The sequence below is a fragment of the Streptomyces sp. NPDC058665 genome (genome assembly GCF_042714995.1).
In the GTDB taxonomy this organism is placed as follows: Bacteria; Actinomycetota; Actinomycetes; order Streptomycetales; family Streptomycetaceae; genus Streptomyces.
Genome location: NZ_JBHXRX010000071.1, coordinates 15069 through 38931 on the forward strand (window position 1 = coordinate 15069; position 23863 = coordinate 38931).

General features: G+C 71.7%; 22 protein-coding genes and 1 riboswitch. Of the genes, 6 read left to right on the forward strand and 16 right to left on the reverse strand.

The genetic code is table 11. From position 1 onward, the window contains the following. Positions 1-1245 carry a MacS family sensor histidine kinase gene (gene macS / locus ACFWV8_RS32480; protein WP_384212396.1) on the reverse strand — a complete coding sequence of 415 codons (1245 nt, stop codon included), beginning with the start codon at positions 1243-1245 and terminating at the stop codon, positions 1-3. Between the two features lie 35 nt (positions 1246-1280). Next, entirely contained in the window at positions 1281-2024 is a 744-nt protein-coding gene (locus ACFWV8_RS32485; protein WP_384212401.1) for a lysophospholipid acyltransferase family protein, read from the reverse strand. Between the two features lie 145 nt (positions 2025-2169). Between ACFWV8_RS32485 and ACFWV8_RS32490 the strand changes: the two genes are divergently transcribed. Both ACFWV8_RS32490 and ACFWV8_RS32495 read left to right on the forward strand, forming a co-directional pair. Continuing rightward, positions 2170-2949: an alpha/beta hydrolase gene (locus ACFWV8_RS32490; RefSeq protein ID WP_384212408.1), complete on the forward strand. Its 780-nt coding sequence runs from the start codon at positions 2170-2172 to the stop codon at positions 2947-2949. Then, positions 2942-3670: a hypothetical protein gene (locus ACFWV8_RS32495; protein ID WP_384212412.1), complete on the forward strand. Its 729-nt coding sequence runs from the start codon at positions 2942-2944 to the stop codon at positions 3668-3670. Before ACFWV8_RS32490 ends, ACFWV8_RS32495 begins: the two co-directional genes overlap by 8 nt. 79 nt (positions 3671-3749) lie before the next feature. Here the strand turns inward: ACFWV8_RS32495 and ACFWV8_RS32500 are convergent, their stop codons facing one another. The 6 genes from ACFWV8_RS32500 to ACFWV8_RS32525 form a co-directional block, all read right to left on the reverse strand. Continuing rightward, positions 3750-4496: an endonuclease/exonuclease/phosphatase family protein gene (locus tag ACFWV8_RS32500; RefSeq protein ID WP_384212417.1), complete on the reverse strand. Its 747-nt coding sequence runs from the start codon at positions 4494-4496 to the stop codon at positions 3750-3752. A 258-nt stretch (positions 4497-4754) separates the two neighbouring features. Next, the gene (locus ACFWV8_RS32505; protein ID WP_329388802.1) at positions 4755-5696 is read right to left on the reverse strand and encodes an ROK family glucokinase; all 942 of its coding nucleotides are present in this window, start codon (positions 5694-5696) and stop codon (positions 4755-4757) included. 66 nt (positions 5697-5762) lie between these two features. Beyond that, a complete protein-coding gene (locus ACFWV8_RS32510) occupies positions 5763-6239 on the reverse strand; it encodes a DUF5304 domain-containing protein (RefSeq protein WP_384212423.1) in 477 nt (158 codons plus the stop codon). A gap of 89 nt (positions 6240-6328) precedes the next feature. Further along, positions 6329-7606, reverse strand: coding sequence for an ArsA family ATPase (locus tag ACFWV8_RS32515; protein ID WP_384212426.1), 1278 nt, complete (start codon positions 7604-7606; stop codon positions 6329-6331). Continuing rightward, entirely contained in the window at positions 7606-8091 is a 486-nt protein-coding gene (locus ACFWV8_RS32520; RefSeq protein ID WP_384212429.1) for an SRPBCC family protein, read from the reverse strand. Before ACFWV8_RS32520 ends, ACFWV8_RS32515 begins: the two co-directional genes overlap by 1 nt. 100 nt (positions 8092-8191) lie before the next feature. After that, positions 8192-9046 carry a metallophosphoesterase gene (locus ACFWV8_RS32525; protein WP_384212431.1) on the reverse strand — a complete coding sequence of 285 codons (855 nt, stop codon included), beginning with the start codon at positions 9044-9046 and terminating at the stop codon, positions 8192-8194. Positions 9047-9325: 279 nt separating this feature from the next. Between ACFWV8_RS32525 and ACFWV8_RS32530 the strand changes: the two genes are divergently transcribed. Next, entirely contained in the window at positions 9326-11122 is a 1797-nt protein-coding gene (locus ACFWV8_RS32530; protein WP_384212434.1) for an AMP-dependent synthetase/ligase, read from the forward strand. 6 nt (positions 11123-11128) lie between these two features. On the opposite strand, the gene ACFWV8_RS32535 is transcribed toward ACFWV8_RS32530, so the two are convergent. Continuing rightward, positions 11129-12283, reverse strand: coding sequence for a glycosyltransferase family 4 protein (locus ACFWV8_RS32535; protein ID WP_384212437.1), 1155 nt, complete (start codon positions 12281-12283; stop codon positions 11129-11131). A gap of 217 nt (positions 12284-12500) precedes the next feature. On the opposite strand from ACFWV8_RS32535, the gene ACFWV8_RS32540 reads away from it, so the two are divergent. Further along, positions 12501-13703 carry a glycosyltransferase 87 family protein gene (locus ACFWV8_RS32540; protein WP_384212468.1) on the forward strand — a complete coding sequence of 401 codons (1203 nt, stop codon included), beginning with the start codon at positions 12501-12503 and terminating at the stop codon, positions 13701-13703. A 54-nt stretch (positions 13704-13757) separates the two neighbouring features. Here the strand turns inward: ACFWV8_RS32540 and ACFWV8_RS32545 are convergent, their stop codons facing one another. The 5 genes from ACFWV8_RS32545 to ACFWV8_RS32565 form a co-directional block, all read right to left on the reverse strand. Next, a complete protein-coding gene (locus ACFWV8_RS32545; protein WP_384212439.1) occupies positions 13758-15026 on the reverse strand; it encodes a hypothetical protein in 1269 nt (422 codons plus the stop codon). Between the two features lie 79 nt (positions 15027-15105). Next, entirely contained in the window at positions 15106-16134 is a 1029-nt protein-coding gene (locus tag ACFWV8_RS32550; RefSeq protein WP_384212442.1) for an NlpC/P60 family protein, read from the reverse strand. Positions 16135-16415: 281 nt separating this feature from the next. Further along, complete coding sequence (locus ACFWV8_RS32555) at positions 16416-17441, reverse strand: NlpC/P60 family protein (RefSeq protein ID WP_329388783.1); 1026 nt, start codon at positions 17439-17441, stop codon at positions 16416-16418. A 339-nt stretch (positions 17442-17780) separates the two neighbouring features. Continuing rightward, a complete protein-coding gene (locus tag ACFWV8_RS32560; protein WP_384212446.1) occupies positions 17781-19142 on the reverse strand; it encodes an NYN domain-containing protein in 1362 nt (453 codons plus the stop codon). A gap of 36 nt (positions 19143-19178) precedes the next feature. After that, the gene (locus ACFWV8_RS32565) at positions 19179-19421 is read right to left on the reverse strand and encodes a hypothetical protein (RefSeq protein ID WP_384212449.1); all 243 of its coding nucleotides are present in this window, start codon (positions 19419-19421) and stop codon (positions 19179-19181) included. A 175-nt stretch (positions 19422-19596) separates the two neighbouring features. Here ACFWV8_RS32565 and ACFWV8_RS32570 point away from each other — a divergent pair, with 175 nt between their 5' ends. After that, complete coding sequence (locus tag ACFWV8_RS32570; RefSeq protein WP_384212452.1) at positions 19597-20307, forward strand: rhomboid family intramembrane serine protease; 711 nt, start codon at positions 19597-19599, stop codon at positions 20305-20307. After that, a complete protein-coding gene (locus tag ACFWV8_RS32575; RefSeq protein ID WP_329388774.1) occupies positions 20304-20585 on the forward strand; it encodes an Lrp/AsnC ligand binding domain-containing protein in 282 nt (93 codons plus the stop codon). Before ACFWV8_RS32570 ends, ACFWV8_RS32575 begins: the two co-directional genes overlap by 4 nt. Positions 20586-20600: 15 nt before the next feature. Here the strand turns inward: ACFWV8_RS32575 and ACFWV8_RS32580 are convergent, their stop codons facing one another. Further along, a complete protein-coding gene (locus tag ACFWV8_RS32580) occupies positions 20601-21971 on the reverse strand; it encodes an aminotransferase class V-fold PLP-dependent enzyme (RefSeq protein ID WP_384212456.1) in 1371 nt (456 codons plus the stop codon). 258 nt (positions 21972-22229) lie between these two features. After that, a riboswitch (SAM riboswitch) is annotated at positions 22230-22347 on the reverse strand. 237 nt (positions 22348-22584) lie between these two features. Beyond that, positions 22585-23652 (reverse strand): anthranilate phosphoribosyltransferase, encoded by a 1068-nt coding sequence (trpD, locus tag ACFWV8_RS32585; protein WP_384212458.1) that lies wholly within the window; start codon positions 23650-23652, stop codon positions 22585-22587. Positions 23653-23863 lie beyond the last annotated feature (211 nt).

The window sequence follows — 23863 nt, forward strand, 5'->3', positions numbered from 1 at the left end:
TCATCGCTCCGCCTTCCCCCGTGGAACCTTCAACTCGACTTCCGTGCCCTGGCCGGGAACCGAGATCAGCTCGGCCGTACCGCCCAACTCCCGCAGCCGCCCCCGGATCGAGAGCGCGACACCGAGACGCCCCTCCCCCTCCGCCTGGGCGAGACGGCCCTCCGGGATACCCGGGCCGTCGTCCCTGACGGTCACGACCACCTCGTCCGGCGAGTCCTCGACCAGGATCCAGGACCGCGCGCCGTCACCCGCGTGCTGACGGACATTGTCCAGGGCGGCGTTGACGGCCGCGGCCAGTTCCCTGGCCGCCGCGGGCCGGAGCAGGACGGGAGCACCCGGCTCGGCGAGTGTCACCGCCGAGCCCGAGAACGGCGCCAGCAGCGTACGCAGATCCCACAACTCGGCCCCGTCGGGGCCGCCGTCGTCCCCGGGTCCCCGCCCCTCCGCGACGTACTCCGCGTCGTCGATGTGACGCACCACCGCGCCCAGCGAGGCGTCCTCGGAGGCGCGCGTCGGGGGCACGAGGCCGCTGGAGACCAGGGTGCGCAGGGCGACCTCCTGTTCCCCGGCCATCCGGCCCAGCTCCGCCGCCTCGCCCCCGAGCGCGGTGCCGCGCCGCTGCACCATGGCCAGGACCTGGAGCACGCTGTCGTGGATGTCGCGCGCCAGCCGCTCGCGTTCGCGGGTCGCCGCCTCGATCTCCAGGGCGCGCGCCAGGGTGCGTTCGGAGGCGCGGGCAACCTCGACGATGTAGCCGATCGCGATGGACGCGACCCAGACGAGCAGCACGTTGTGCAGGGTGTCCCGGCTGGGGTTGCCGCGCCCGACCAGGTTGGCGACGGCGACCAGCGAGGAGGCGAAGGCCGCCCAGCGCCAGCCGCCCTTGACGGCGAACGCGAGGACGGCGCCGGCGGTCCATATGCTCGGCAGGGTGGGGCCGTCCTCCTGCCGGGCCTGCACGTCGACGACCGAGGTGAGCAGGACGCCGGTGAGCGCGATGGTGAGGTCGACGCCGAGGAAGCGCTTGGTGCAGCTGACGGCGTTGGCCACCTTGGGCAGCGTGGCGACCGTCCACACGACGAGGAGGGCGAGGTACCCGGCGGCGAGCCAGGGGCGCTCGAACTTGTCGCGCGCGAAGGCGGCGATCAGGACGGCGTAGACCATGGTCAGCAGGCGGTACGCGGTGAGCGCGCGCCACAGCGGCTGCTCGACCGACATCCGTACGACCCGTTCGCGTCCGGCCATGTACTCCCCCAACCCCCCGGTCCCGTCCGTCCCGCCTACCCCGGCTGCTCCGTCTTCCCCGGCTTGAGCGGTTTCGCCGCCTTCGCCGCCTTCGCCTCTTCGGCGATCCTGCGCTTGGCGGCCGTCGCGTAGATGTCGACGTACTCCTGACCGGACAGCTTCATGATCTCGTACATGACTTCGTCGGTCAGCGAACGCAGGATGAAACGGTCGTTCTCCATGCCTTGATACCGGCTGAAGTCCAGCGGTCGCCCGATCCTGATCCCCGGCCGCATCAGCTTCGGCATCACCGTGCCCGGCGGCTGGATCTTCTCCGTGTCGATCATGGCGACCGGGATCACGGGCGCGCCGGAGGCGAGCGCCACGCGCGCCAGGCCGCCCGGCTTGCCCCGGTAGAGCCGTCCGTCGGGCGACCTGGTGCCCTCGGGGTAGATACCGAAGAGCTCACCGCTCCGCAGAACCGCTATGCCGCTCTTGATGGCCGCCTCGCCCGCGCCGCGCGCGCCGGAGCGGTCCACCGGGAGCTGACCGACGCCCTTGAAGAACGCGGCCGTGAGCCGGCCCTTCACGCCCGGCGATGTGAAGTACTCCGCCTTGGCGATGAAGGTCACCTTCCGGCTCAGGACCGCGGGAAGGAAGAAGGAGTCGGAGAACGAGAGATGGTTGCTGGCGAGGATCGCGGGCCCGTCATCGGGGATGTGCTCGATGCCCTCCACCCAAGGTCTGAACGCAAGCTTGAGCGGCCCTCCGATGGAGAACTTCATCGCGCGGTAGATCAACTCGGGTGCCTCCTGTGTGCTGTCGACGCACCTTAACCCGCGGGGGACGCGGTGGTTCCGTCCCGGGGCGCCGACGGCTCTGGTCGGTGTCGGTCCGGTCGCGTACGGTGAAGTACCACTTCGAGACTGACGAACAGGAGACCCTGTGCCGGTCCTTCCTGGAGCCGAGCCGTACCGCCACGAGGGCGGAGCTGTCGGCGTCCTCCTCTGCCATGGATTCACCGGTTCCCCGCAGTCGCTGCGCCCCTGGGCCGAGTATCTGGCCGCCCGGGATCTCACGGTGTCGCTGCCGCTGCTCCCCGGGCACGGCACGCGCTGGGAGGACATGCAGATCACCGGCTGGCAGGACTGGTACGCGGCGGTGGACCGCGCGCTGCGGGAGATCGCCGAGCGGTGCGAGCAGGTCTTCGTCTTCGGTCTCTCCATGGGCGGGACGCTGGCGCTGCGCCTCGCCGCCAAGCACGGGCACGCCGTCACCGGCGTCGCGGTCGTCAACCCGGGGAACAAGGTGCACGGCCTTTCGGCGTACGCCCTGCCGGTCGCCCGGCACCTCGTCCGGACGACAAAGGGGCTGCGCAGCGACATCGCGCTGCCCGGCAGCGAGGAGATCGGTTACGACCGGGTGCCGCTGCACTCCGCGCACTCCCTGCGGAACTTCTTCCGGCTGGTGGACCGTGAGCTTCCCCAGGTCACCCAGCCGCTGCTGCTGATGCGCAGCCCCCAGGACCATGTCGTGCCCCCGGCCGACTCGGCCAGGATCCTCGGCCGGGTCTCGTCGACGGACATCCGTGAAGTCATTCTGGAACAGAGCTACCACGTGGCGACGTTGGACCACGATGCGGAGCGGATTTTCGAGGAGAGTCACGCGTTCGTCGGCCGACTCGCTCCGAACGTCGGGAAGAAGGGGAGCACAACCGGTGGCTGAGCATGACGCGGACCGTGAGCCGCAGCCGATCGACGAGGACGCCGCGTGGGCGGCGATCGTCGCGGGTTACGGCGAGGAGCCGGCCGATCCGCCGGGTGCCAAGCCCTTCAAGTCGGTCGAGGACCTGGCGTTGCTGGAGAGCGACCGGAACAGCTCCGAGCCGGCGCCGCCCAAGGACAAGGGGTCCGGGACCACGAAGGCGGACCTCGGGCCGGTGAACCGGTCGGAGGCGGGGCCGGAGGCTGGGGCGGGCACCGGTCCGGGCACCGCCGACGCCGAATCCGCCGTGGCGCCCACGCCCGAGCGCCGGCCGGACACCGAGACCGGAGATCCGGTCAAACCGAGCAAGTTCGACAAGCCGGACAAGCCCTCGCTCGGCGGCTCGATCGTCTTCGCACCCGGCGTCGCCGGCGGCGGGCCGCGTGACTACTCGGTGGCGGAGCCCGGCGAGGACGACCTCGACGACAGCGACGAGGGCCATTTCGTACCGCCGGAGCCGCCGCCGCTGCCGGAGGCCGACGTCACGGCCAAGTTCGCCTGGCTCGCGGTGATCGGCGGCCCGGTGCTCATGCTCCTCGCGGTGCTGTTGCAGTGGGAGATGACCTGGTGGCTGACGACGGTCTGTATCGGCGGCTTCCTGGGCGGTTTCGTCACACTGGTGGCGCGGATGCAGCAGGACGACGAGGAGGACGACGATCCGGGCCGCGGCGCGGTCGTCTGAACAAGGAGCCCTGAAGGGTGGCAGCCTGACGCCCCGTCGGACCTGAGACAAGGTCAGGGCCCTTGCCCGGAGGCCGCGTTCAGGACGCGGGCACGCGCAGGGCGGCCAGCACCGGAAGGTGATCCGTAGCCGCCCGCAGGTCGCTCTTCGCGATGCCCGGCAGCCCCAACGGCACTCCGCAGCCCAGCACTTCGACGCCCTCGGTCGCGAAGACCGCGTCGATACGCTGACGCGGATCGGCGGGGGTCGAGGTGTACTCGCTCCCCCAGGGCTTGACCGCCCAGCAGTCCTGGAGCTCCTTGGCGATCCGCCGGAACGAACGCCCCTGGGGCCGGTCGTTGAGGTCGCCGGCCACCACCGCGTGCGGCACGTCCATCGCCCCGACGCGGTCGAGCAGCATCCCGGCCTGGGCGAGGCGTTCGTCCGCCTGGAGGCTCAGATGGCAGCTGAGCAGGCCGATACGGGCGCCACCGATCCGTACGACGGCCGTGGCGAAGCCGCGCCGGTGCAGCCCCGGCGTGAGCGGCAGCAGTACGTCCTCCGTACGCTCCACCGTGGCGCGCAGCGAGCACAGCAGCAGAGGTCCCGCGGCCGTACCGCCGCCGCTGAGGACGACGAGATCCGTCCGGGCCGCCAGCCACGCGGCGCGCTTGCGCCAGCGGAAGAAGCGCGGCGCCTCCTGGACGAAGACCAGATCGGGCTCGCAGGCGCGGATCACCCGGGCCAGCGCCTCGCAGTCGTCGCGCATGGAGCGGACGTTGTAGCTGAGCACACGGATCACGGCCGAACCGTCGGGCTCGGTACGGGAGTCGGGCAGCGAAATCATGGGGACGGGTCCACCCTGTCCACTCACCGGAATGGTCACCGGACCACGATAGGCCAACGCCCGCCGCCGTCCTGCGGGGCGCGACGGGGAGGGCGGCAGCCGGATACCGGGGCCGCGAAATCGGGGCCGGACAACGGGGTCCGCGCGCCCGCCGGGTCGTTCTCGGGCGCCGGACGGGCTTGTCGAGCCCGTCCGGCGCCCGAGAACAGCGCACTTGGCCCGTCCGGTGCCTGAGAGCGACCGTGCGGGCCGTACGGCTCAACCCTGGCGGGCCAGGTCCGCGGCCCCCACCAGCCCGGCCTTGCCGCCCAGTTGGGCCGCGAGGACCTGCGCGTGCGGGCGCCACTGCCCGCCGATCAGCCAGCGGCGGAAGGACTTGCGGATCGGGTCGAGGACCAGTTCGCCCTCGTCCGACACGCCACCGCCGACGATGAAAGCCGACGGGTCGAAGAGCGAGGCCAGATCTGCCAGGCCCGCGCCGGCCCAACGGGCCAGCTCCCGGAAGGAGTCGACGGCCACCGGGTCGCCCTCGCGGGCGGCGGCGCTGACATGCTTGCCCTCGATGCCGTCGGGTGTGCCGTCGCCGAGACGCAGCAGTATCTCCGCGTTCTCGGGGGTGGCGTTGGCGCGTTGCTTCGCGTATCTGACGAGGGCGCGCCCCGACGCGTACTGCTCCCAGCAGCCCTGGCTGCCGCAGCCGCAGAGCAACCCGTCGGGCACGACCCGGATATGGCCGAATTCCGCCGCCACACCGAAGCGTCCCCGGCGCAGTTTGTTGCCGATGATGATGCCGCCGCCCAGCCCGGTGCCGAGCGTGATGCAGATGACGTCGTCGTGGCCCTGTCCGGCCCCGAACTTGTACTCGCCCCAGGCCGCCGCGTTCGCGTCGTTCTCCACCACGACCTGCATACCGACCCGCTGCTCGACCTTGTCCTTGAGCGGTTCGTGACGCCAGTCGATGTTCGGCGCGAACAGAACGGTGGCGCGCTTGTCGTCCACGTAACCGGCGGCGCCGATGCCGACGGCCTCGATGTCGTGTCCCTTGCCGGCCCCGGACACCGCCGCGCAGATCGCGTCGACGATGCCTTCGGCGGTCGGCGGGGTTGGCACCTGATGCGTATCGAGAATCGTGCCCTCTTCGTCGACCACGCCCGCCGCGATCTTGGTGCCGCCGATGTCGACGCCGATGGTGAGTCCCATGTGTCCCTCAGTTTTCGGTCGAGCCCCGCTGGGCCCAACCGTACCCGAGGGCGGGCGTCGGGCTGGTCAGTCCAGGTCGATGTGGGTACCCGGAGCAGGGCCCTCGTCACGGGGATCCGAGGGGTCGTTGGCCTTTTCGTCCGCCTTGTTCAGGCGGATGTCGGGGGCCTCGGACGGTCCCCGGGTCCAGCGGCGCTCGTCGCCCTCGACCGCGGAACGGTAGGCGGCAAGCAGTTCGTTTCCGGCCGCCGCGAGATGGTCGAAAAGGTCCGGATTACGGCCGATGACCGGCTCGACGGCGGACTTGGCCTGATTGATGAACTGCTGGACGGCGCCCTGTGCGGCCATGCCGAGCAGCGGGCTCTGGAACGAGGACACCTTGTCGGCGACCGCGTCCACGAACTTGCGCAGCTCCTCGGAGGCCGAGCCGGGCGGCGTACCGTGCACGGCGCGACGTCGGGCCTTCTCGGCGGCGAGGTCCTCGGCGCAGGCCGTGGCCCAGGCGTCCGGGTCGGCGGCGGGACGCTCGATGGCATCACTCATGGGTTTCTCCCGCATCGGGACAAGGTGCCTCGTCCGGGACGGAACGGAGGCTGTATACCTTCGACGGTACCTGAACCCCGGGGGGACGTTCAGGGCGTGCGCGGCCAGAGCCCAGGCTCCGGCGTGAACCGGACCTTCAGGACACCGTCCGTGAGCGCGGCGCCCGAGACGGTGCAGCGGCGCAGAGCGGCTTTGAGCGGCACCATACGGTGGAACGGGCCTACGGTCAGCAGGAGTTCGTCGCCGCGCCGGACCAGGCCGACGTCCGACTTCACGGCGCCGGGCAGGGGCAGGCACCAGACCAGCAGCCCGTCCTCCTCGCGCCGGTCCTCGACCCACCACGGATCGCCGTACGCGGCGGGATCCTGTCCCACGCCCGCGTCCACGCCCGCGTCCAGGTCCGTGTCCAGGTCCGCGAGACCGGCGAGGTCCGCGAGATCGGCGGCTCCGCGCGGGTCCCGGCCGAGATGGCGGACCGGGCGCAGCGGCCACGCGGGGCCGTACTCCTCGCTCCACTCGTCCAGGCACTTCTGCTGCTGGGCGGCGAGCGTCGCGAGCCAGGCGTCGGACGAGTCCGTCGGCAGCACCTTGTTCGGCACGAGGGCGTCGACGCGCAGCCCGTACAGTCCGAGCCCGGCGCGGGCCACGCGCAGCGCGTCCCGGGCGGCAGGACCCGGCTCCGCGACGAGCCGCACCGTCGTGGTGCCGGCCCCGATCAGCGTCTGTACGGCGGCCAGTTCCTCGTCCCTGCGGGCGGCGGCGCCGTACAGCCACTCTGCGGGCATCGGCACCCCGGCGAGCTGCGCCATGATCGGGCGCAGCGCACGCGCGGCCTGCCGTTCCACCGGCAGGAGGCGGCCCAGCAGACGGCGGAGCCGCTCGGGCAGGGCGAGCACGGACAGGGCGTCGCGCAGCGGCGGCAGGTCGACGACGAGCACGTCCCAGTCGCCGGCCGAGGCCCGGCGCAGCGCCTGGAGCAGGGCGAACTGTTCGCTGCCGGGCAGCTCGGTCAGCTCTTCGCCGTCCAGTCGGCGTGCGCCGAGCATGTCGAGCACGGTGGCGGCACGGTCCTGGAGCGCGAGGAATTCCGTGCGGAAGTAGTCGGCGGGGTCCACGCACGCGGCCCAGAGGCCGGGCGTCACCTCGGCCGGTTCGACCCCGAGGCCGGCCGGGGCGCCGACGACGGCGCCGGGGCCCGCCGGGTCGGCGCAGAGCAGCAGCGTGCGGTCGCCGCGCCGGGCGGCTGCCAGGGCGGTCGCCGCGGCGATGGTGGTACGGCCCGCCCCTCCGGGGCCGGTGACCAGGACCGTGCGCGTCGCCCTGGTCGTACGTGCCTCGGACGCGGTGCCGGCCGTACGCTCCGCCATCAGGCGCCGGGCTTCTCGAACGCTTCGGCGGACCCGGTGCCTCCGGGGGCGCTCTCGACGCGCTTCTTCAGACCGGCGAGTGCGCGGTCGATGATGACCTTCTCGGCCTTGCGCTTGATCATCCCGAGCATCGGGATCTTGACGTCGACGGTCAGCCGGTAGGTGACCTCGGTGCGCGCGCCGCCGTCCGTCGGGACGAGGTGGTACGAGCCGTCGAGCGAGCGCAGCATCTGGGACTTGACCAGCGTCCAGCTGACCTCGTCACCGCCGGTCCAGGTGTACGCGAGGGTGTGGTCGTCCTTGATCGCGCCGGCGTCGAGCACCAGCCGTACCTGTTCGGCGCGGCCCTCGGCGTCGGTGGCGAGCACCTCGGCCTCCTTCACCTCGCCGGTCCACTCGGGATAGCGGGCGAAGTCGGCGATCACGCCCATCACGTCGGCGGGTGCCGCCTCGATCGTGATGCTCGACTTGGTGTGTTCCGCCATCGACGTGCTCCTCCAGATGGTGTCTCCCCGGTGGTGCGGGGCGACGGTCACGCTTACCGGTACCGCCCGTGCAGCGTGCAGGTTATCGCGTGCGCGCCGGTCACCATTCCATGGCCCAGGGCCGTCCGGTGGACGCGAAGTGTCCGACGTTCACGCACTCCGTCGAGCCGACGCGCATCCGGGAGGCGAGCGGCTGGTGGACATGGCCGAAGAGCGCGTACCTCGGTCTCGTCCTGCGCAGGGCGTCGAGCAGCGCGCGGCTGCCGCGCTCGAAGCGGCGGGCGACCACGTCGTACGTCAACTCCGGCACGTCGGGCGGGATGTGGGAGCAGAGCACGTCGACATCGCCGAGCCGTTCGACCTTGGCGGCGTACTCCTCGTCGGAGATCTCGTAGGGCGTGCGCATCGGGGTGCGCAGACCGCCGCCGACGAAGCCGAAGACCCGCCCGCCGATCTCGACGCGCTCGCCGTCGAGGACTGTCGTGCCAGGTCCGGCGTACTCGGGCCAGAGGCCCGGGATGTCGACATTGCCGTAGGTGGCGTACGTCGGGTTGGGAAAGACCGCGAACATTTCGGCGTACTGGCGGCGTACCGCCGATTCGATGGCCGTCTCGCGGTCGGCCTCAAGACCGGCCCAGAGGCCGCGGCCGAGGTCACGCGCCTCGTCGAAGCGCAGGGCGGTGCGCAGCTCCACGATGCGGTCGGCGTTCTCCTCGCCGAAGAGGTCGGGGAAGATGCCGCGCGAGTGGTCGGCGTAGTCGAGGAAGAGGACGAGGTCGCCGAGGCAGATCAGGGCGTCGGCGCCGTCACCGGCCCTGGCGAGGTCGCGGGCGTTGCCGTGCACGTCGCTGACGACATGGACGCGGGTACGGGTGCTGCCGCCCCCGCCGGCCCGCTCGCCGCTCCGGTCACTGTTCTGGTCGATGTCCCTGCCGATGTTCCCGCCACCACCCATGCCGCTCACCCTAGATCGCCGTCTTCGGGCTGAGTAGAGGGGTCCGGACCTGCGCTTACTCGCACGTCCGCACAGCTGTGGACTAATCTGCGCGAAGGACTGTCAAATAACGTGTGACGCAGGGAACATCTGGCCGGCACCCTCTATCCGGAACCCTGTACCGGTGGGTAACGTCCGGGCAGTCCCATCGTGCTCACCCCCGAGAGCACCTGCCCGATGTGGACCGCAGCCGGTTCGGCACAGTGCCGTGCGACCGGCGCCCGACGAGGAGCAGCAGTCTTGCGCGAGTTCAGCCTTCCGGCCCTGTACGAGGTCCCCTCGGACGGCAATCTGACGGATCTCATCAGCCGCAACGCCGCTCAGCATCCGGATGTCGCGGTCCTGAGCCGCAAGACCGGCGGCGTCTGGACGGACGTCACGGCCACCCAGTTCCTCGCCGAGGTACGGGCGGTGGCCAAGGGGCTGATCGCGTCCGGCATCCTCCCGGGCGAGCGGGTCGCCCTGATGTCGCGGACCCGCTACGAGTGGGTGCTGTTCGACTTCGCGATCTGGAGCGCGGGCGCCGTCACGGTGCCGGTGTACGAGACGAGTTCGGCCGAGCAGGTGCAGTGGGTCCTCGGCGACTCGGGCACCGCGGCCGTGATCGTGGAGTCCGACGCGAACGCGGCGGCCGTACGGTCGGTGTCGGACGGGCTGACGGAGCTGCGGCACGTCTGGCAGATCGACAAGGACTGTGTGGCGGAGCTGACCGCCGCCGGCGCGGAGGTCCCCGAGGCGGTGGTCGACCGGCGCAGCGCGACCGCGAAGGCGGACGACCCGGCGACGATCGTCTACACCTCCGGCACCACCGGCCGGCCCAAAGGCTGCGTGCTGACGCACCGCGCGTTCTTCGCGGAGTGCGGCAACGTGGTGGAGCGCATGAAGCCGCTGTTCCGTACGGGCGACTGCTCCGTCCTGCTCTTCCTGCCCGCCGCGCACGTCTTCGGGCGGCTGGTCGAGGTCGCCTCCGTGATGGCGCCGATCAAACTCGGCTGCGTACCGGACATCAAGAACCTGACCGAGGAACTGGCCACGTTCCGGCCGACGCTGATCCTCGGGGTGCCGCGTGTCTTCGAGAAGGTCTACAACTCGGCGCGCGCCAAGGCCCAGGCGGACGGCAAGGGGAAGATCTTCGACCGCGCGGCGCGGACGGCGATCGACTACAGCCGCGCGACGGACAGCGCGCGGGGTCCGTCCCTCGGGCTCAGGATCAGGCACAAGGTCTTCGACGTGCTCGTGTACGGCAAGCTGCGCGCGGTCCTCGGCGGCCGGGGCGAGTACGCCATCTCCGGCGGCGCCCCGCTGGGCGAACGGCTCGGTCACTTCTTCCGCGGCATCGGCTTCACGGTGCTGGAGGGGTACGGCCTGACGGAGACGTGCGCGGCGACCGCGTTCAACCCGTGGGACCGGCAGAAGATCGGCACGGTGGGACAGCCGCTGCCGGGTTCGGTGATCCGTATCGCCGACGACGGCGAGGTGCTGCTGCACGGCGAGCACGTGTTCACGGGCTACTGGAAAAACGAGGCGGCGACGGCGGAGGCGCTGGCCGACGGCTGGTTCCACACCGGCGACATCGGCACGCTCGACGAGGACGGGTATCTCGCGATCACCGGCCGCAAGAAGGAGATCCTGGTGACGGCGGGCGGCAAGAACGTGGCGCCCGCCGTGATCGAGGACCGCATCCGCGCGCACGCGCTGATCGCCGAGTGCATCGTGGTCGGCGACGGGCGTCCGTTCGTGGCCGCGCTGGTGACGATCGACGAGGAGTTCCTGGCGCGCTGGGCCAAGGAGCACGGCAAACCGGCGGGCTCGACGGCGGCGTCGCTGCACGACGACCCGGATCTGCTGGCGGCGGTCCAGCAGGCGGTGGACGACGGCAACGCGGCGGTCTCGAAGGCGGAGTCGGTACGCAAGTTCCGTGTCCTGGACGCCCAGTTCACGGAGGACGCGGGCCACATCACGCCGTCGCTGAAGCTGAAGCGCGGTGTGGTGGCGAAGCACTTCGCGGACGAGATCGAGTCGCTGTACCGGGGCTGAGGGCTCCTACAACAGCTCGCGCAGGCGGTTCGCCAGGAGGTCCCAGCGCCAGCGGTCCTCGACCCAGTCACGGCCGCGCGTGCCCATGCGACGGCGGAGTTCGGGGTCGAGCAGCAGGGTCGTGATGCGGTCCGCCGATTCCTGGGCGGCGAGCGCCGGCGGGGCGCCGTGGACCACCCAGCCCGTCTCACCGTCCAGTACCGCGTCAGGAGCGCCGCCGGAGTCGCCCGCGACCACCGGGAGGCCCGTCGCGGAGGCCTCCAGATAGACGATGCCCAGGCCCTCCACGTCGAGGCCGCCGCGGCGGGTGCGGCAGGGCATCGCGAAGACGTCGCCGGCGCCGTAGTGGGCGGGCAGTTCGGACCAGGGCACGGGGCCGGTGAAGCGTACGGAGTCCGCGACGCCGGTCTCCGTCGCCAGCTTCCGCAGCTCCTTGTCGTACGGTCCGCCGCCGACGATCAGCAGTACGGCGTCGGGGACCCGCGCCAGGATCGCGGGCATGGCGAGGATCAGGGTGTCCTGCCCCTTGCGCGGCACCAGCCGCGAGACGCAGACCACCACCGGCCGCTCCGCGAGCCCCAGCCGCTCGCGTACCGCGTCGCCGCCCGACCCCGGATGGAACGTCTTCTCGTCGACGCCGGGCGGCAGTTGGACCATGCGCCCGGCCGCTTCCGGCGTGAGCGCGGCGGCGATGCGCGAGCGTGTGTACTCGCCGAGGTAGGTGATCGTGTCCGTCCCCTCGCCGATACGGCGCAGCAGTCGCCGGGACGCGGGCAGCTGCGCCCATCCCGCCTCGTGGCCGTGCGAGGTGGCGACGATCCGCCGGGCACCCGCCCGGCGCAGCGCGGGGCCCATCAGACCGAGCGGGGCCGCGGCGCCGAACCACACCGACTCGCAGCCGTGTTCACGCAGCAGTCCCACCGCCCGCCCGGTCACCCTCGGGGTCGGCAGCAGCATCGTCGTGCGGTCGCGCACGACCGTGAAGGGCTGCTCGGCGTCGAAGGCCGCCGTCGCCTCCGTGCCCTCGGCGCCGCGCTTCCAGGTGGAGGCGTAGACGACGATCCTGTCGGGGTCCAGCCGCAGCGCCATGTTGTGCAGGAAAGCCTGGATGCCGCCGGGCCTGGGCGGGAAGTCGTTGGTCACGATCAAGGTCTTGTGCATCGCCGCCGACAGTACCGAACGGCCCCGCCTCACCGGTCGCGCGCCCGTTCCCCCGCATGATGGCTCCCGTCCATACGTAAGGCATATCGGCCAAAACGGTCAGGTGGTCATGGTGATCGAGGGCACGGCACTCTCCCGCGTCGCGGCGGCCACGAAGGCGGGCGGGAGCCACGCGGTCTGGCCGGTCGTGGTGTGGCTTCTCACCAGGACCGTCCTGATGCTCTGTGTCCTCAGGATCCTCGTCACCCCGGGCGCCGACGTCACCCCGGACGTCTCCGTCACCTACCAGGGCTGGTACGACGTCCTGCGCTCCGGCACCTTCCCGCGCTCGGACGTCACCTGGCAGTACCCGCCCGGGGCCGCGTTCGCGATCCTCTCCCCCGCCCTGCTGCCCTTCCTCGGCTACGCCACGGCGTTCTTCACTCTCTGTCTGCTCTGCGACGCCCTGGTGTTCGGCCTGCTGCTCCACGCGGGGCGGCGCCCCGGACGGTCGCTCCGCGGCGCCTGGGTGTGGGTGGCGGGCGTGGCACTGCTCGGTCCCACCGGGTACGCGCGTTACGACCTGATGGTGACCGCCGTGGCCGTCTGCGCCCTTCTCGTGGGCCTGGGCAGACCCCAACTCCTCGGCGCGCTCGCGGGGTTCGGGGCGCTGCTGAAGGTGTGGCCGGTGCTGCTGCTGATCGGTACGGCGCGGGGCCGGGCCACCCGGCTGTCCTGGTCCGCCGCCGTGGCGACGGCGCTCGCGCTGCTGGCCATGGTGTCCGCGGTGCTGCCGGGCGCGCTGGATTTCCTCACCGCGCAGCGCGACCGGGGCACGGAGGTCGAGTCGCTGGGCGCGCTGGTCTTCCATGTGGCCCGCCATCTCGGCTGGGACGGGGCGGTGATGTTCTCCTACGGCTCGGTGGAGTTCATGGGGCCTTACGTCCCGCTCGTCAGCGCGCTCGCCCTTCTCCTCAGCGTCACGGCTTTCGGCTGGCTGCTCGTCTGGCGGGTGAAGGCGGCCACCTTCACCGCGAGCACCCCCTGCGACGCGGCGTTCGCAGCGGTCCTGCTCTTCACCGTCACCAGCCGGGTGATCAGCCCGCAGTACCTGATCTGGCTGGTGGGCCTGGCCGCCGTCTGTCTGCTTCTGCGGTCGAGCCCGATGGCGCTGCCCGCGGTGCTCGTGGTGGCCGCATCGGCGGTCACGGTGCTCGAATTCCCGGTGTTCTTCTCGAACGTGACGGCCAGCGACCCGCTGGGCGTGACCCTGCTCGTCGTACGCAACGGGCTGCTGGTCGCCGCGACGCTGACGGCGTGCGGCCGGCTGTGGCGCGCGACGGTGCCCGCTCCGCGCCCGCGCGAAGGCCAGGAGGTGGCGAGCGCGGCCGGGGGCGAGGAGGAGAGCAAGGAGGACACGTACCGGCTGCTCGGCTCCTGACGGCCCCGCCCTGCGCCCGTACGGGCGTCGTACGGCCAGCGGGCGGGGGCGCCCTCAGCGCAGCCGCTCGCGCATGTAGTCCCGCCACAGTCCGCCGAACTCGTCCGGCGTCACCGACAGCACCTCGTTCATCGCGTCCTCGACGGCTCCCCCGCGCTGCTCGTGCTCCCCGACCGCCCGGTAGAAGTCCGTCAGCTTCTTCTCGCCCCAGCGCTCGGTGATCAGCTCGCACGCCAGCCGCCCGCCCTCGTACGCGCGCGCCAGTTCGTCCGCCTTCGCGTCGAAGGCGAAGTCACTGTCCTCGGGAAGCGCGGCCGGCAGGTCACCCTGACGCAGGGACCGTTCGAGCTCCGGCGCGGCCTGGCCGTCCATGGGGCTGGTGTCCCGGTAGGCGACCCAGTCGGAGAAACCTTCCGACAGCCACATCGGCGTCGCCTTCGAGGTGTCCGCCCGCGTCGCCACATGGGTGGTCTCGTGGGTGAGGACCACCCGGCGCCCGAAGTCGCCCAGGATGCTGTACGCGTCGGGGTTGACGATCACCCGGTCCGCCGGCGACGAGCCCTGCCGCCGCGTCTCACCGGTCGTGACGGCGGCGATGCCCCGGTAGCTCGTCGCGGAGGCGCCCAGCAGACCCGCCATCGACTCCACCGACTCCGGCACCAGCACCACGACGCGCCCCGACCACTCGCCCGGCCACGCCTCGTCGACGGCGGGCACCGCCCGGTCGGCGGCGGCGGCGATCTCACGCAGCCGTTCGTTGTCCTGGCCGACGCCGAGGACCAGGCTGCGTCGGCCGTGGACGACGTCGACGGCGCCCTGCTGCCAGAGCTGCTGCACGCCGCCATCGCCGGGCCGGTCGGCCGTCATGTACCAGCGCCCGTCCCGTTCGGCCAGCTCCAGCGTGCGGGCCGAGGTGACGGGCGCGCTGTCGTAGCCCTCTATCCGGTAGCGCAGCTCGACCCGCGCCGTCGCGCGCTTCCCCGAGCGCTCGACGTCGCGCAGCTCGCACTCCCAGGACCGCACGGGCACGTCGACGAGGTTCCGGTACGTCCGCCGCTCGGTGGCGAGCAGTTCGCCGGCCGCGGGATCGACGGCGGCCAGATAGCCGCTCTCGTCACGGTCGATGAGCGCGTCGGCCCGGTGGTCGAGCGTGCGCTCGATCGCGGCGGTGTCGGCGTCGGTCGCCCTGGGGGCCGAACAGCCGGATGCGACCAGCAGGCACCCCAGCAGCGAGGCCGCCGCACGGCGGCGCACCACGCGGCGGGTGGGCGTACGCCCGCGACCCGCCGCACGTCTCCGAGTCGTACGTCCCTGACCTGCCACCCGGTCGATCGTACGGGGCGCCGCGAGGACGAATCCCGACGATGCGTCGGTGACCGGTCCTCCGGTGCCCGGACCGCGCTCAGATCCGGGTGACGGAGGAGACCGGCATCATGCCGACCGGGTCGTAGCGGACCGAGGCACCGGGGTAGGGCGCGTGGACGACCTGGCCGTTGCCCATGTACATCCCGATGTGGCTGGCGTCGTCGCGGTAAGCGACCAGATCGCCCGGTCTGGCCTGGGAGAGCGGCACCCGCTGTCCCGCGTACCGCTGCGCCTGCGACGTACGCGGCAGGGAGACCCCGGCCTGCGCGTACGCCCACTGGGTCAGGCCCGAACAGTCGAACGCCGAGGGGCCGTTGGCGCCCCACACGTAGGGCAGGCCGACGACCCCGCGGGCGGCACGGGCCGCCGCCGCGGCCCACGCGGTCGCGGGCGCCTCCCCTCCGTAGGACAGCGGGCCGGCGTCGCGCCCCGAGCGCGAGGCCCGGCCGGCGTCCCTCCCGGCGTCGGGCAGCGAGTTCAGCAGCCGCCGCGCCTGCGCGAGCTTGGCCTCGACGGTGCGCTTGTGGCGGGCGACGGCTGCCCGGCTGCGTTCCAGTTCGGCGAGGTCCTTGGCCGCCTCGTCGCGCTGCCGGTCGAGCTTGCGCTGGGCGAGGCCGAGTTCACGCAGGGCCACCGCCTGGCGGTCGCTCAGCCGGTCCAGGGCCTCGGCCTTGCCGAGATAGTTGTCCGGGTCGGACGAGAGCAGCAGCGCGAGCGCCGGGTCGAGTCCGCCGGAGCGGTACTGGGCACTGGCGATCGAACCGAGCGCGCCACGCATCCGGTTGACGCGCTCCTGGCCCCGGGCCGCGCTGTCGCGAACCCGGTCCACCCGCTCGCGCAGCACACCGGCCCGCTCGCCCGCCTTGTTGAACCGCTCGGTGGCCCTCTCGGCCTCCGCGTACAGCCGGTCGACGGCCGACCGGGTCGCCTCGGTCGTCTCCCCCGGGTCCGCGCCCGCCGGCGCCGTCCCGAGGGCGGTCGCGGCCGTGACAGCCGCGGCGGACAGGACCGTGACCCGGGCGCCCCGGCTGTGGCCGGGGGGTGAGGAACGACGATGGGACACCACAGGAAGCCGCACTTCCTTCCGCTGGACGCAACCGCGCAGCCCCTGCCGCCCGACGGGCGGAACCATGACCGGGAGCTGCGACGCAGCAGAGAGTAACCGCGCGGACACGGAGTGACCAAAGACCGCGCCGGGCACAGACAGTGATGCCCCGCCGGAGATCACAGGTCACCGGCGGGGCGTGCGTCAGCGGGAGCGAACGGAGTTCGCCCGTACGGGCGACCGTGGTCGTGTCCGTGGATATGCGCGGGTGTCCGTGCGGAGCACCCGCGCCGAGCGGTGGGTCAGACGCGGACGCCGAACTGGAAGCTGCCGGCCCACTCCATGGCCTCGTACCGCACCACGGTGCCCGGCTTGGGGGCGTGGATGACCTGGCCGTTGCCGACGTACAGCGCGACATGGCTCAGTCCGCTGAAGAACACCAGGTCGCCGGGGGCGAGTTCGCCCCTGCCTATCTGGACGCCGTCGTTGACCTGGGTGTACGTGGTCCTGGTGAGGCTCACGCCCGCCTGGGCGTAGGCCCACTGGGTCAGCCCGGAGCAGTCGTAGGAGTTGGGACCCTCGGCGCCGGAGATGTACGGCTTGCCCAGCTGGGTCTTGGCGGCGGCCAGCGCGGCGGCGGCACGGCCAGAAGAGGCCGACTCGTTGCCGAGGTTGACGCGCTCGTTGCCACGGGCCGCGCGCTCGGCGTCCTCTTCCTGGATCTTCGCGCGCTCCTCCGCGGTCAGCGTGTTGAGGAGCTTGTTCGCCGCGTTGAGCTTGGTCTGGACGTCCTTCTTCTTCTTCGCGAGTTCGACCCGTGTCGACTCAAGATCCTTCAGCTTGAGGGACGCCTCCTTGCGCTGCTGCGCGAGGGTCCGCTGCTTGGCCTGGATCTTCTCCAGCGCGCCGACCTGCTTGGCGCCCATCTGGTCGAGCACGGAGGCCTTGTCCAGATAGTCGTCCGGGTCGGAGGAGAGGAAGAGCTGGAGGGCGGGGTCGATGCCGCCGGAGCGGTACTGGGCGCTCGCCATCGAACCGAGGCCGGTACGCAGCTCGTTGAGCTCGTCCTGGCCGCGCGCGACCTTGTCCTGGATCGCCTCGACCTGCTTTTCGAGCTTCTTTTCCTTCTCTTCCGCGCCGCTGTGCTTCTCCGTCGAGGCCTCGGCCTCGTGGTAGAGCTTGTCGACCTTTTCCTTGACGTCCTCGACGGTCGGCTTCGGGTCGGCCTGCGCGGCCTGGGACGTCAGAGCGACAGCTGCGGCTGCGGTCGCGGAGAGCACGGTCACGCGGGCGCGGCTCGGCTGCTTGGGACGACGGTGGGACGCCACGAAGGCGAGCTCCTTCTTCCTCGAGCCGCCTACCGGGTGTACGGGGAGCAGATCCCCGGCTCCATGAGCTCAGCGTTCCCGGTGGGGCCGGGAATCCGGTGCAACCGGACTGAACTGCACGAATTCGGCGGTTCCTTCGCCGCCACCCCGGATGGGTGATCAACCGCGCGAAGGTTCGAGGCCTGACCCTAGTGACCTTCTCGTGATCAGTTCAAATCCTGAAGAGCAAAAATTTGGCCGCGGAGTGGTTTCTTCACATACATCACACTGACAGTGATGAGCAATTGACGCTGTGGTGTGACATGGAGTGACCAAATGCCGCATTGGCCACAGGAGTTACTAGACGCGCGAAAGCCGCTTCAGCAGCAAGGCGGACGCGACGGGCCGCGCGCCGGCCCGCGCCACGCCGTCGGCGACCTCACGGTCGGTGGAGACCACCACCACCGGGCGGCCGGGCGGCTCCGCCCGCACGAGCTGACGGATCAACTCATCAGCCGTCACACCCGGTTTCGAGAACAGAACCCTTACCCCGCGCGGCGGCGCCAGCAGTACGGGAGCGACCAGTTCGGCCCCGTCGAAGACACACGTCATCTCGGCGCCGGACTGCGCCGCGAGCATCGCGAGCCCGCCCAGCAGCCGCAGCCGCTGCTTCTCCAACGGCATCGTCGGATAGCCGGTCTTGGTGACGTTGTAGCCGTCCACGACCAGATGCGCCTGCGGCAGCGCGAGCAACTGGTCCAGCAGCGCCGGGTCCATGTCGGAGAGCGCACGGGCCGCGATGTCCTTGGGAGACATCCGGCCGGGCGCCACGGCGTCGACCAGATCGGCGGGGTGCGAGGCCGCCGGCGGCAGCGCCAGCTCCCGCCGCAGGCCCTGCGCCGACTCCAGGACGGTGTCCAGCAGCAACCGCAGCCGCATGTCCTCCACGGAGCGCCCCTCGCGGGCGGCCCGGCGGCCGGCCTCCACCGCCGCCTCCGCCTCCGCGAGCCGGGCCTTGAGGCGCCGTGTCTCGCTCTCCGCCGCGGACACCTGGACCGCGGCCTCCGCGCGGGCGGCCTCGATCTCGGCGGTCGTACGCCGCAGGGCGGCCTCGCCGCGCTTCACATCGCTCAGGGCGCTGCGGAGCTTACGGTGCGTGGACTCGGCCTCCTTGCGGGCGGTGTCCAGCTCCGTACGCAGCCGCTCGGTCTCGCTCCTCGTCGCGGCGCGGGCCTCGTCCAGCTCCTCACGCAGCCGCTCCAACTCGCGGCGGTTCTCCTCGTCGACGCGCTCGGCGTCGGCGCGCTGGACCTCCTCGCCGGCGGCGGCCACCAGCTTCACCCAGCCGACGGGCCGCAGGACATAGGCGGCCGCCGCCACGTCGACGGGGTCGGCGGCCGGGGGCGGCGAGCCGGATTCCACGGCGGCGGCCAGCTCGGGGTCCGCCTGGCCGAACCGCTCACCGATCCGCTGCCGGAACACCGGGTCGCTCTCCAGGGCGGCGGCCATCGCGTTGCCCGCGAACCGGGCCCGCCTGGTCGGGGTGAAGCGCGCGTACTGGCGCAGCTGGGTGGGCAGTTCGGTGACGGTCAGACCGCCGAAGGCGTCCGAGACCAGCGCCACGACCCGGCGCCGTACGGACTCGGGCAGCGGTCTGTCGAGCGCCTCGGCGTCGCCGTCGGCCGCACCGGCCGGCTCGGCGCCACGTGCTGGCTGCTCCACGATCCGTTCACCCCACTACCCTTTCGGGCGGCTCCCTCAGGAACCGGCGCCCGGCCTGTCAACCAGTTCGATCTGATCCACCGCGTTGCACCAGCGGCAGCGGACGGACTCGATGGTCTCACTGACCACGTCGCGCTCCTCGACCTTCGACGTCCCGGCCAGGTCCAGATGGACGTACTCCACCACCTTGGACGAACGCGTCACGTCGAACCTGGTGAGATTGCCGCACAGCGTGCAGCGCCACCGGGTGGCGTCGGTCGGCAAGGGAACCGTCGTCATCGTGCCGTCCTCATTTCGTCGAGCCCTGATGTCGTGAGTTCGAGCCTGCCGCACCGGTCACCGGTACGGCACCGTTCCATGGATGTACGCGCCCGTAACCCTACGGCCTCCCGCAAGTCCCAGGTCGCGGCGAGGCGGTCTGTGCCTGTCTGTCCTCGTACGGGATGATCCTTGGATGATCAATTGGCGGGCGACCACCGGAGCGCCGGTGATGACCTACGGTCTGATCGGTCTGTGCTCCCTGGCCTTCCTGACCGGCCCGCTGTCGGGGTTCAACCCCGCGTACGGGACGGGTGACACGCTGCTCGCGGCGCAGAGCTCGTACTTCGAACGCTGGGGGGTGATCCCCGACCAGCTGACCGCCGGTGACTCCCACGCTCTGCTCACCCCTCTCACCGCGCTGTTCATCCACGGCAGCTGGCTCCATCTGCTCGGCAATCTGCTCTTCCTCCATGTCTTCGGGGCGATGGCCGAGGAACGGATGGGGAGGGTGCGGTTCACCCTCTTCTATCTCGTCTGCGGCTATCTCGCCCTGCTCGCCTACGCGGCGGTGAACGCCGAGTCCGACCAGACCCTGGTGGGTGCGTCGGGCGCGATCTCCGGCGTGCTGGGTGCCTTTCTCTGTCTCTTTCCCCGCGCACGCGTCACCAGCCTCTTTCCGTTCCTTTTCTTCCTGCCGCTGCGCTTCCCCGCCTGGATCGTCCTGATCTTCTGGTTCGTCCTCCAGTGGCTGGCGGCCCGCGACGCCGAGCCGGGCCCCGGCGTGGCGTATCTGGCGCATCTGGTGGGCTTCGCGCTGGGCTTCGTCGCCGCCTGGGGGCTCTTCCGGCGTACGGCTAGAGTGAAGTCCCGTTCAGCGGCCCCCGAGGGAGAACGTCAACCGTGATCACCGCGATCGTGCTCATCAAGACCAGCGTCGACCGGATCCCCGAGATCGCCGAGTCGATCGCGGCGCTGGAGAGCGTCAGCGAGGTCTTCTCCGTCACCGGCACCTACGACCTGATCGCCATGGTGCGGGTCGCCAAACACGACGACCTGGCGGACGTCATCCCCGGCAGCATCAGCAAGATCCCGGGCGTCGAGGCCACGGACACGCATGTGGCGTTCCGTACGTACTCCCAGCACGACCTGGAAGCGGCCTTCGCGATCGGCCTCGACGCCTGATCCGAGCGGGGTGGGTCAGCCGCGGTCGGGGACGCAACGGCCGTCCTCGGTGCGGTAGTTCCAGCGCGCGCCGTCCCGGACGAGTTCCCTGACGGCGCCGGTGAACCGGGCCACGTGCTCGTCCGGCGTACCGGCCCCGAAGCTGACCCGGATCGCGTTGAGCGACTTCTCGCCGGGACCGGCGTCGGGCGCGCCGCACTCCCCCGGGTCCTCCGCGTCGCCGCCCAGCAGGGTGCGGACGAGCGGGTGGGCGCAGAAGAGCCCGTCGCGTACGCCGATGCCGTACTCCGCCGAGAGCGCGGCGGCGAAGTGGGAACTGTTCCAGCCGTCGACCACGAAGGAGATGACGCCGACGCGGGGCGCGGCGTCGCCGAAGAGCGAGAGCACCCGCACCTCGGGGACCTCGGCGAGTTCCGCGCACACCCGGGCCACCAGTTCCCGCTCGCGCTCGACGAGGCGGTCGAAGCCGGCTTCGGTGAGCGCCTTGCAGGCCGAGGCGATCGCGTACACACCGATGACGTTCGGCGATCCGGCCTCGTGGCGCGCGGGGGTGGTGTGCCACTCGACGTCCACTCCCCCGTCGCCACGGCGCGCGACCTTGCGGCTGGCGCCGCCACCGGCGAGATACGGCTCCGACTCCCGCAGCCAGTCGGCGCGGCCCGCGAGCACACCGGAGCCGAACGGCGCGTACAGCTTGTGCCCGGAGAAGGCGACCCAGTCCACGTCCAGCTCCGCGATGTCCACGGGGTGGTGCGGGGCGAGCTGCGCGGCGTCGAGGACCACGCGCGCGCCGTGGGCGTGGGCGGCGGCGGCCAGTTCCCGTACGGGCCACAGCTCGCCGGTGACGTTGGAGGCTCCGGTGACACACACCAGCGCGGGGCCCTTCGGGTCACACCGGCCCGCCAGCGCCCGCTCCAGCGTGGCGACGGCCTCTTCGGGGGTGCGCGGCGCGTTCAGGTAGCTGACGCGTGCGTCGCGCCAGGGCAGCAGTGACGCGTGGTGCTCGGTCTCGAAGACGAACACCTCGCAGTCGGCGGGCAGCACGGCGGCCAGCAGATTCAGCGAGTCGGTGGTGGACCGGGTGAAGACGACCTGGTCGTCCTCGCGACAGCCGAGGAAGCCGGCGACGGTACGGCGGCTGTTCTCGAAGAGGTCGGTGGAGAGCTGCGAGAGATATCCGGCACCGCGGTGGACGCTGCCGTAGTACGGGGCGTAGGCGGCGACGTCGTCCCAGACCCGCTGGAGCGCGGGGGCGCTGGCGGCGTAGTCGAGCGCGGCGTAGGTGACCTCACCGCCGGTGACGAGGGGGACGGTGACGTCACGTCCGAGGACGGGGAGCGGCTGGTCGGTGCTGGTGCGGTGAGGCGTGTCGGTCTGTGCGGACATGTCGGTATCTCCCGGCGGGACAAGGCGGAAACGGCATCAGGACCCGGCGGACGGGCACGCCGTCGCGACGGCACACGCGGTGCCGTGACGGCGCGGAAGGTCGCGCGGGGTGTGGGGCTCACTGAAGAGGGCCGGCTCCCGTTCCGCCGCGACGCGCGCGGGGAACGGGCCTGAAGCCCTATCGCATTCGCTTGCTCACGAGACTGCTCCCTTGAGGACCAGGACCCCAGGGATGACGACATCCGAACGATGTCCAGGGGTCCGCGCTTGCCGTAGACCTCGCTGGCTACGGCCTGGTCTTCACCCGGGGCACCCCGCCACGGACGGAGGGTTGCCGGACAGCGGGCCGGGGCCGTAGTCGCTGTCACTCATGACCTGGGGTGAGATTACCCCACCACAGCGAGACGGCCCAGAGGGCGTCCGTCATACGGGACACCCGTGCCTCGTCAGGATCGGTTCGACCGGGCCGGCCCCGGGGGCCGGTTCGTCCTCGATCGCGGACGGGCCGCGATGCGGCCGTCCGGCGATCGACGGCAGGCGAGGTCCACGGGCCGACGGCCCGGGACGCCGTCCCGACCGCAGCACCCCGCCGATCCGGGCCGGCGGCAGGCCGTTACGCGTTGCTCGCGGCCACCCAGCGGTCCAGCGCCTGCTTCGCCGCGCCCGAGTCCACCGCGCGTGCCGCCCGCACCATCTTCTCCGCGAGCTGGTCGTTCAGTGGGGTGTCCGCCGGTTCGAGCGCCACCAGCGCCGCCGCCGCGTTCAGCAGGACCGCGTCCCGTACGGGGCCGGTCTCGCCCTCCAGCAGCCGGCGCGCGACGTCGGCGTTGTACGAGGCGTCCGCACCGCGCAGGGCCTCGACCGGGACCAGCTCCAGACCGATGTCCCTGGGGTCGAAGGACTGCTCGGTGACCTGGCCGTCCCGAACCACCCATACGTGTGAGGTGGCGGTCGTGGTCAGCTCGTCCAGACCGTCGTCGCCGCGGAAGACGAGCGAGGAGTTGCCCCGCGCTGCGAGCACCCCGGCCACGATGGGCGCCATCCGGATGTCCGCGACCCCGACCGCCTGGGAGCGGACCCGCGCCGGGTTGGTGAGCGGGCCCAGGATGTTGAACGTGGTCTGCGCGCCGAGTTCCTTGCGGGCCTTAGCCGCGTGCCGCAGCGCCGGGTGGAACTTGGCCGCGAAGCAGAAGGTGATGCCGGCTTCCTCGGCGACCTCCACGACCCGCTGCGGCGTCAGTTCCAGATTGACGCCGAGCTTCTCCAGCACGTCGGAGGCGCCGCTCGCGGACGAGGCCGCCCGGCTGCCGTGCTTGACAACCTTGCCGCCCGATCCGGCCACCACGATCGCCGCCATCGTGGAGATGTTGACGGTCTTGGCGAGGTCACCTCCGGTGCCGACGACGTCGACGGTGTCGCCGGGGACCTCGATGGTGTTGGCGTGCTCGTACATGGCGCCCACGAGTGCCGTGACCTCGTCGACAGTCTCGCCCTTGGCGCGCAGCGCGACCGCGAAGCCCGCGATCTGCGCGTCGGTGGCCTCGCCGCTCATGATGCGGTGCATGGCCCAGGCGGTGTCCTCGGCGTCGAGGTCCTCACCGCGCAGCAGCGGGTTCAGTACACCCGGCCAGGAACGCGCCGCCATGGTGTCGCCTCCGGCCGGTGTGACAGCGCTGCTCATGCTCGCTCCTGGGGTCTGTGGACGGGGCACGGCCGGGTGGCCCGTGCTGCCGGGCGTCAGCCTATCGGCGTCGGCCCGGATCCAGGACCCGCCGCCCGACGGGCGGACGAACCCGCTCCCGTGGCCGTACGCGGAAGGTGCGCGCCCGCGGCGTACGAAGGCCCCGCCCCGCCCCGCGAACTCCCATTCCTGCGCCCAGCGTTCCCACGCC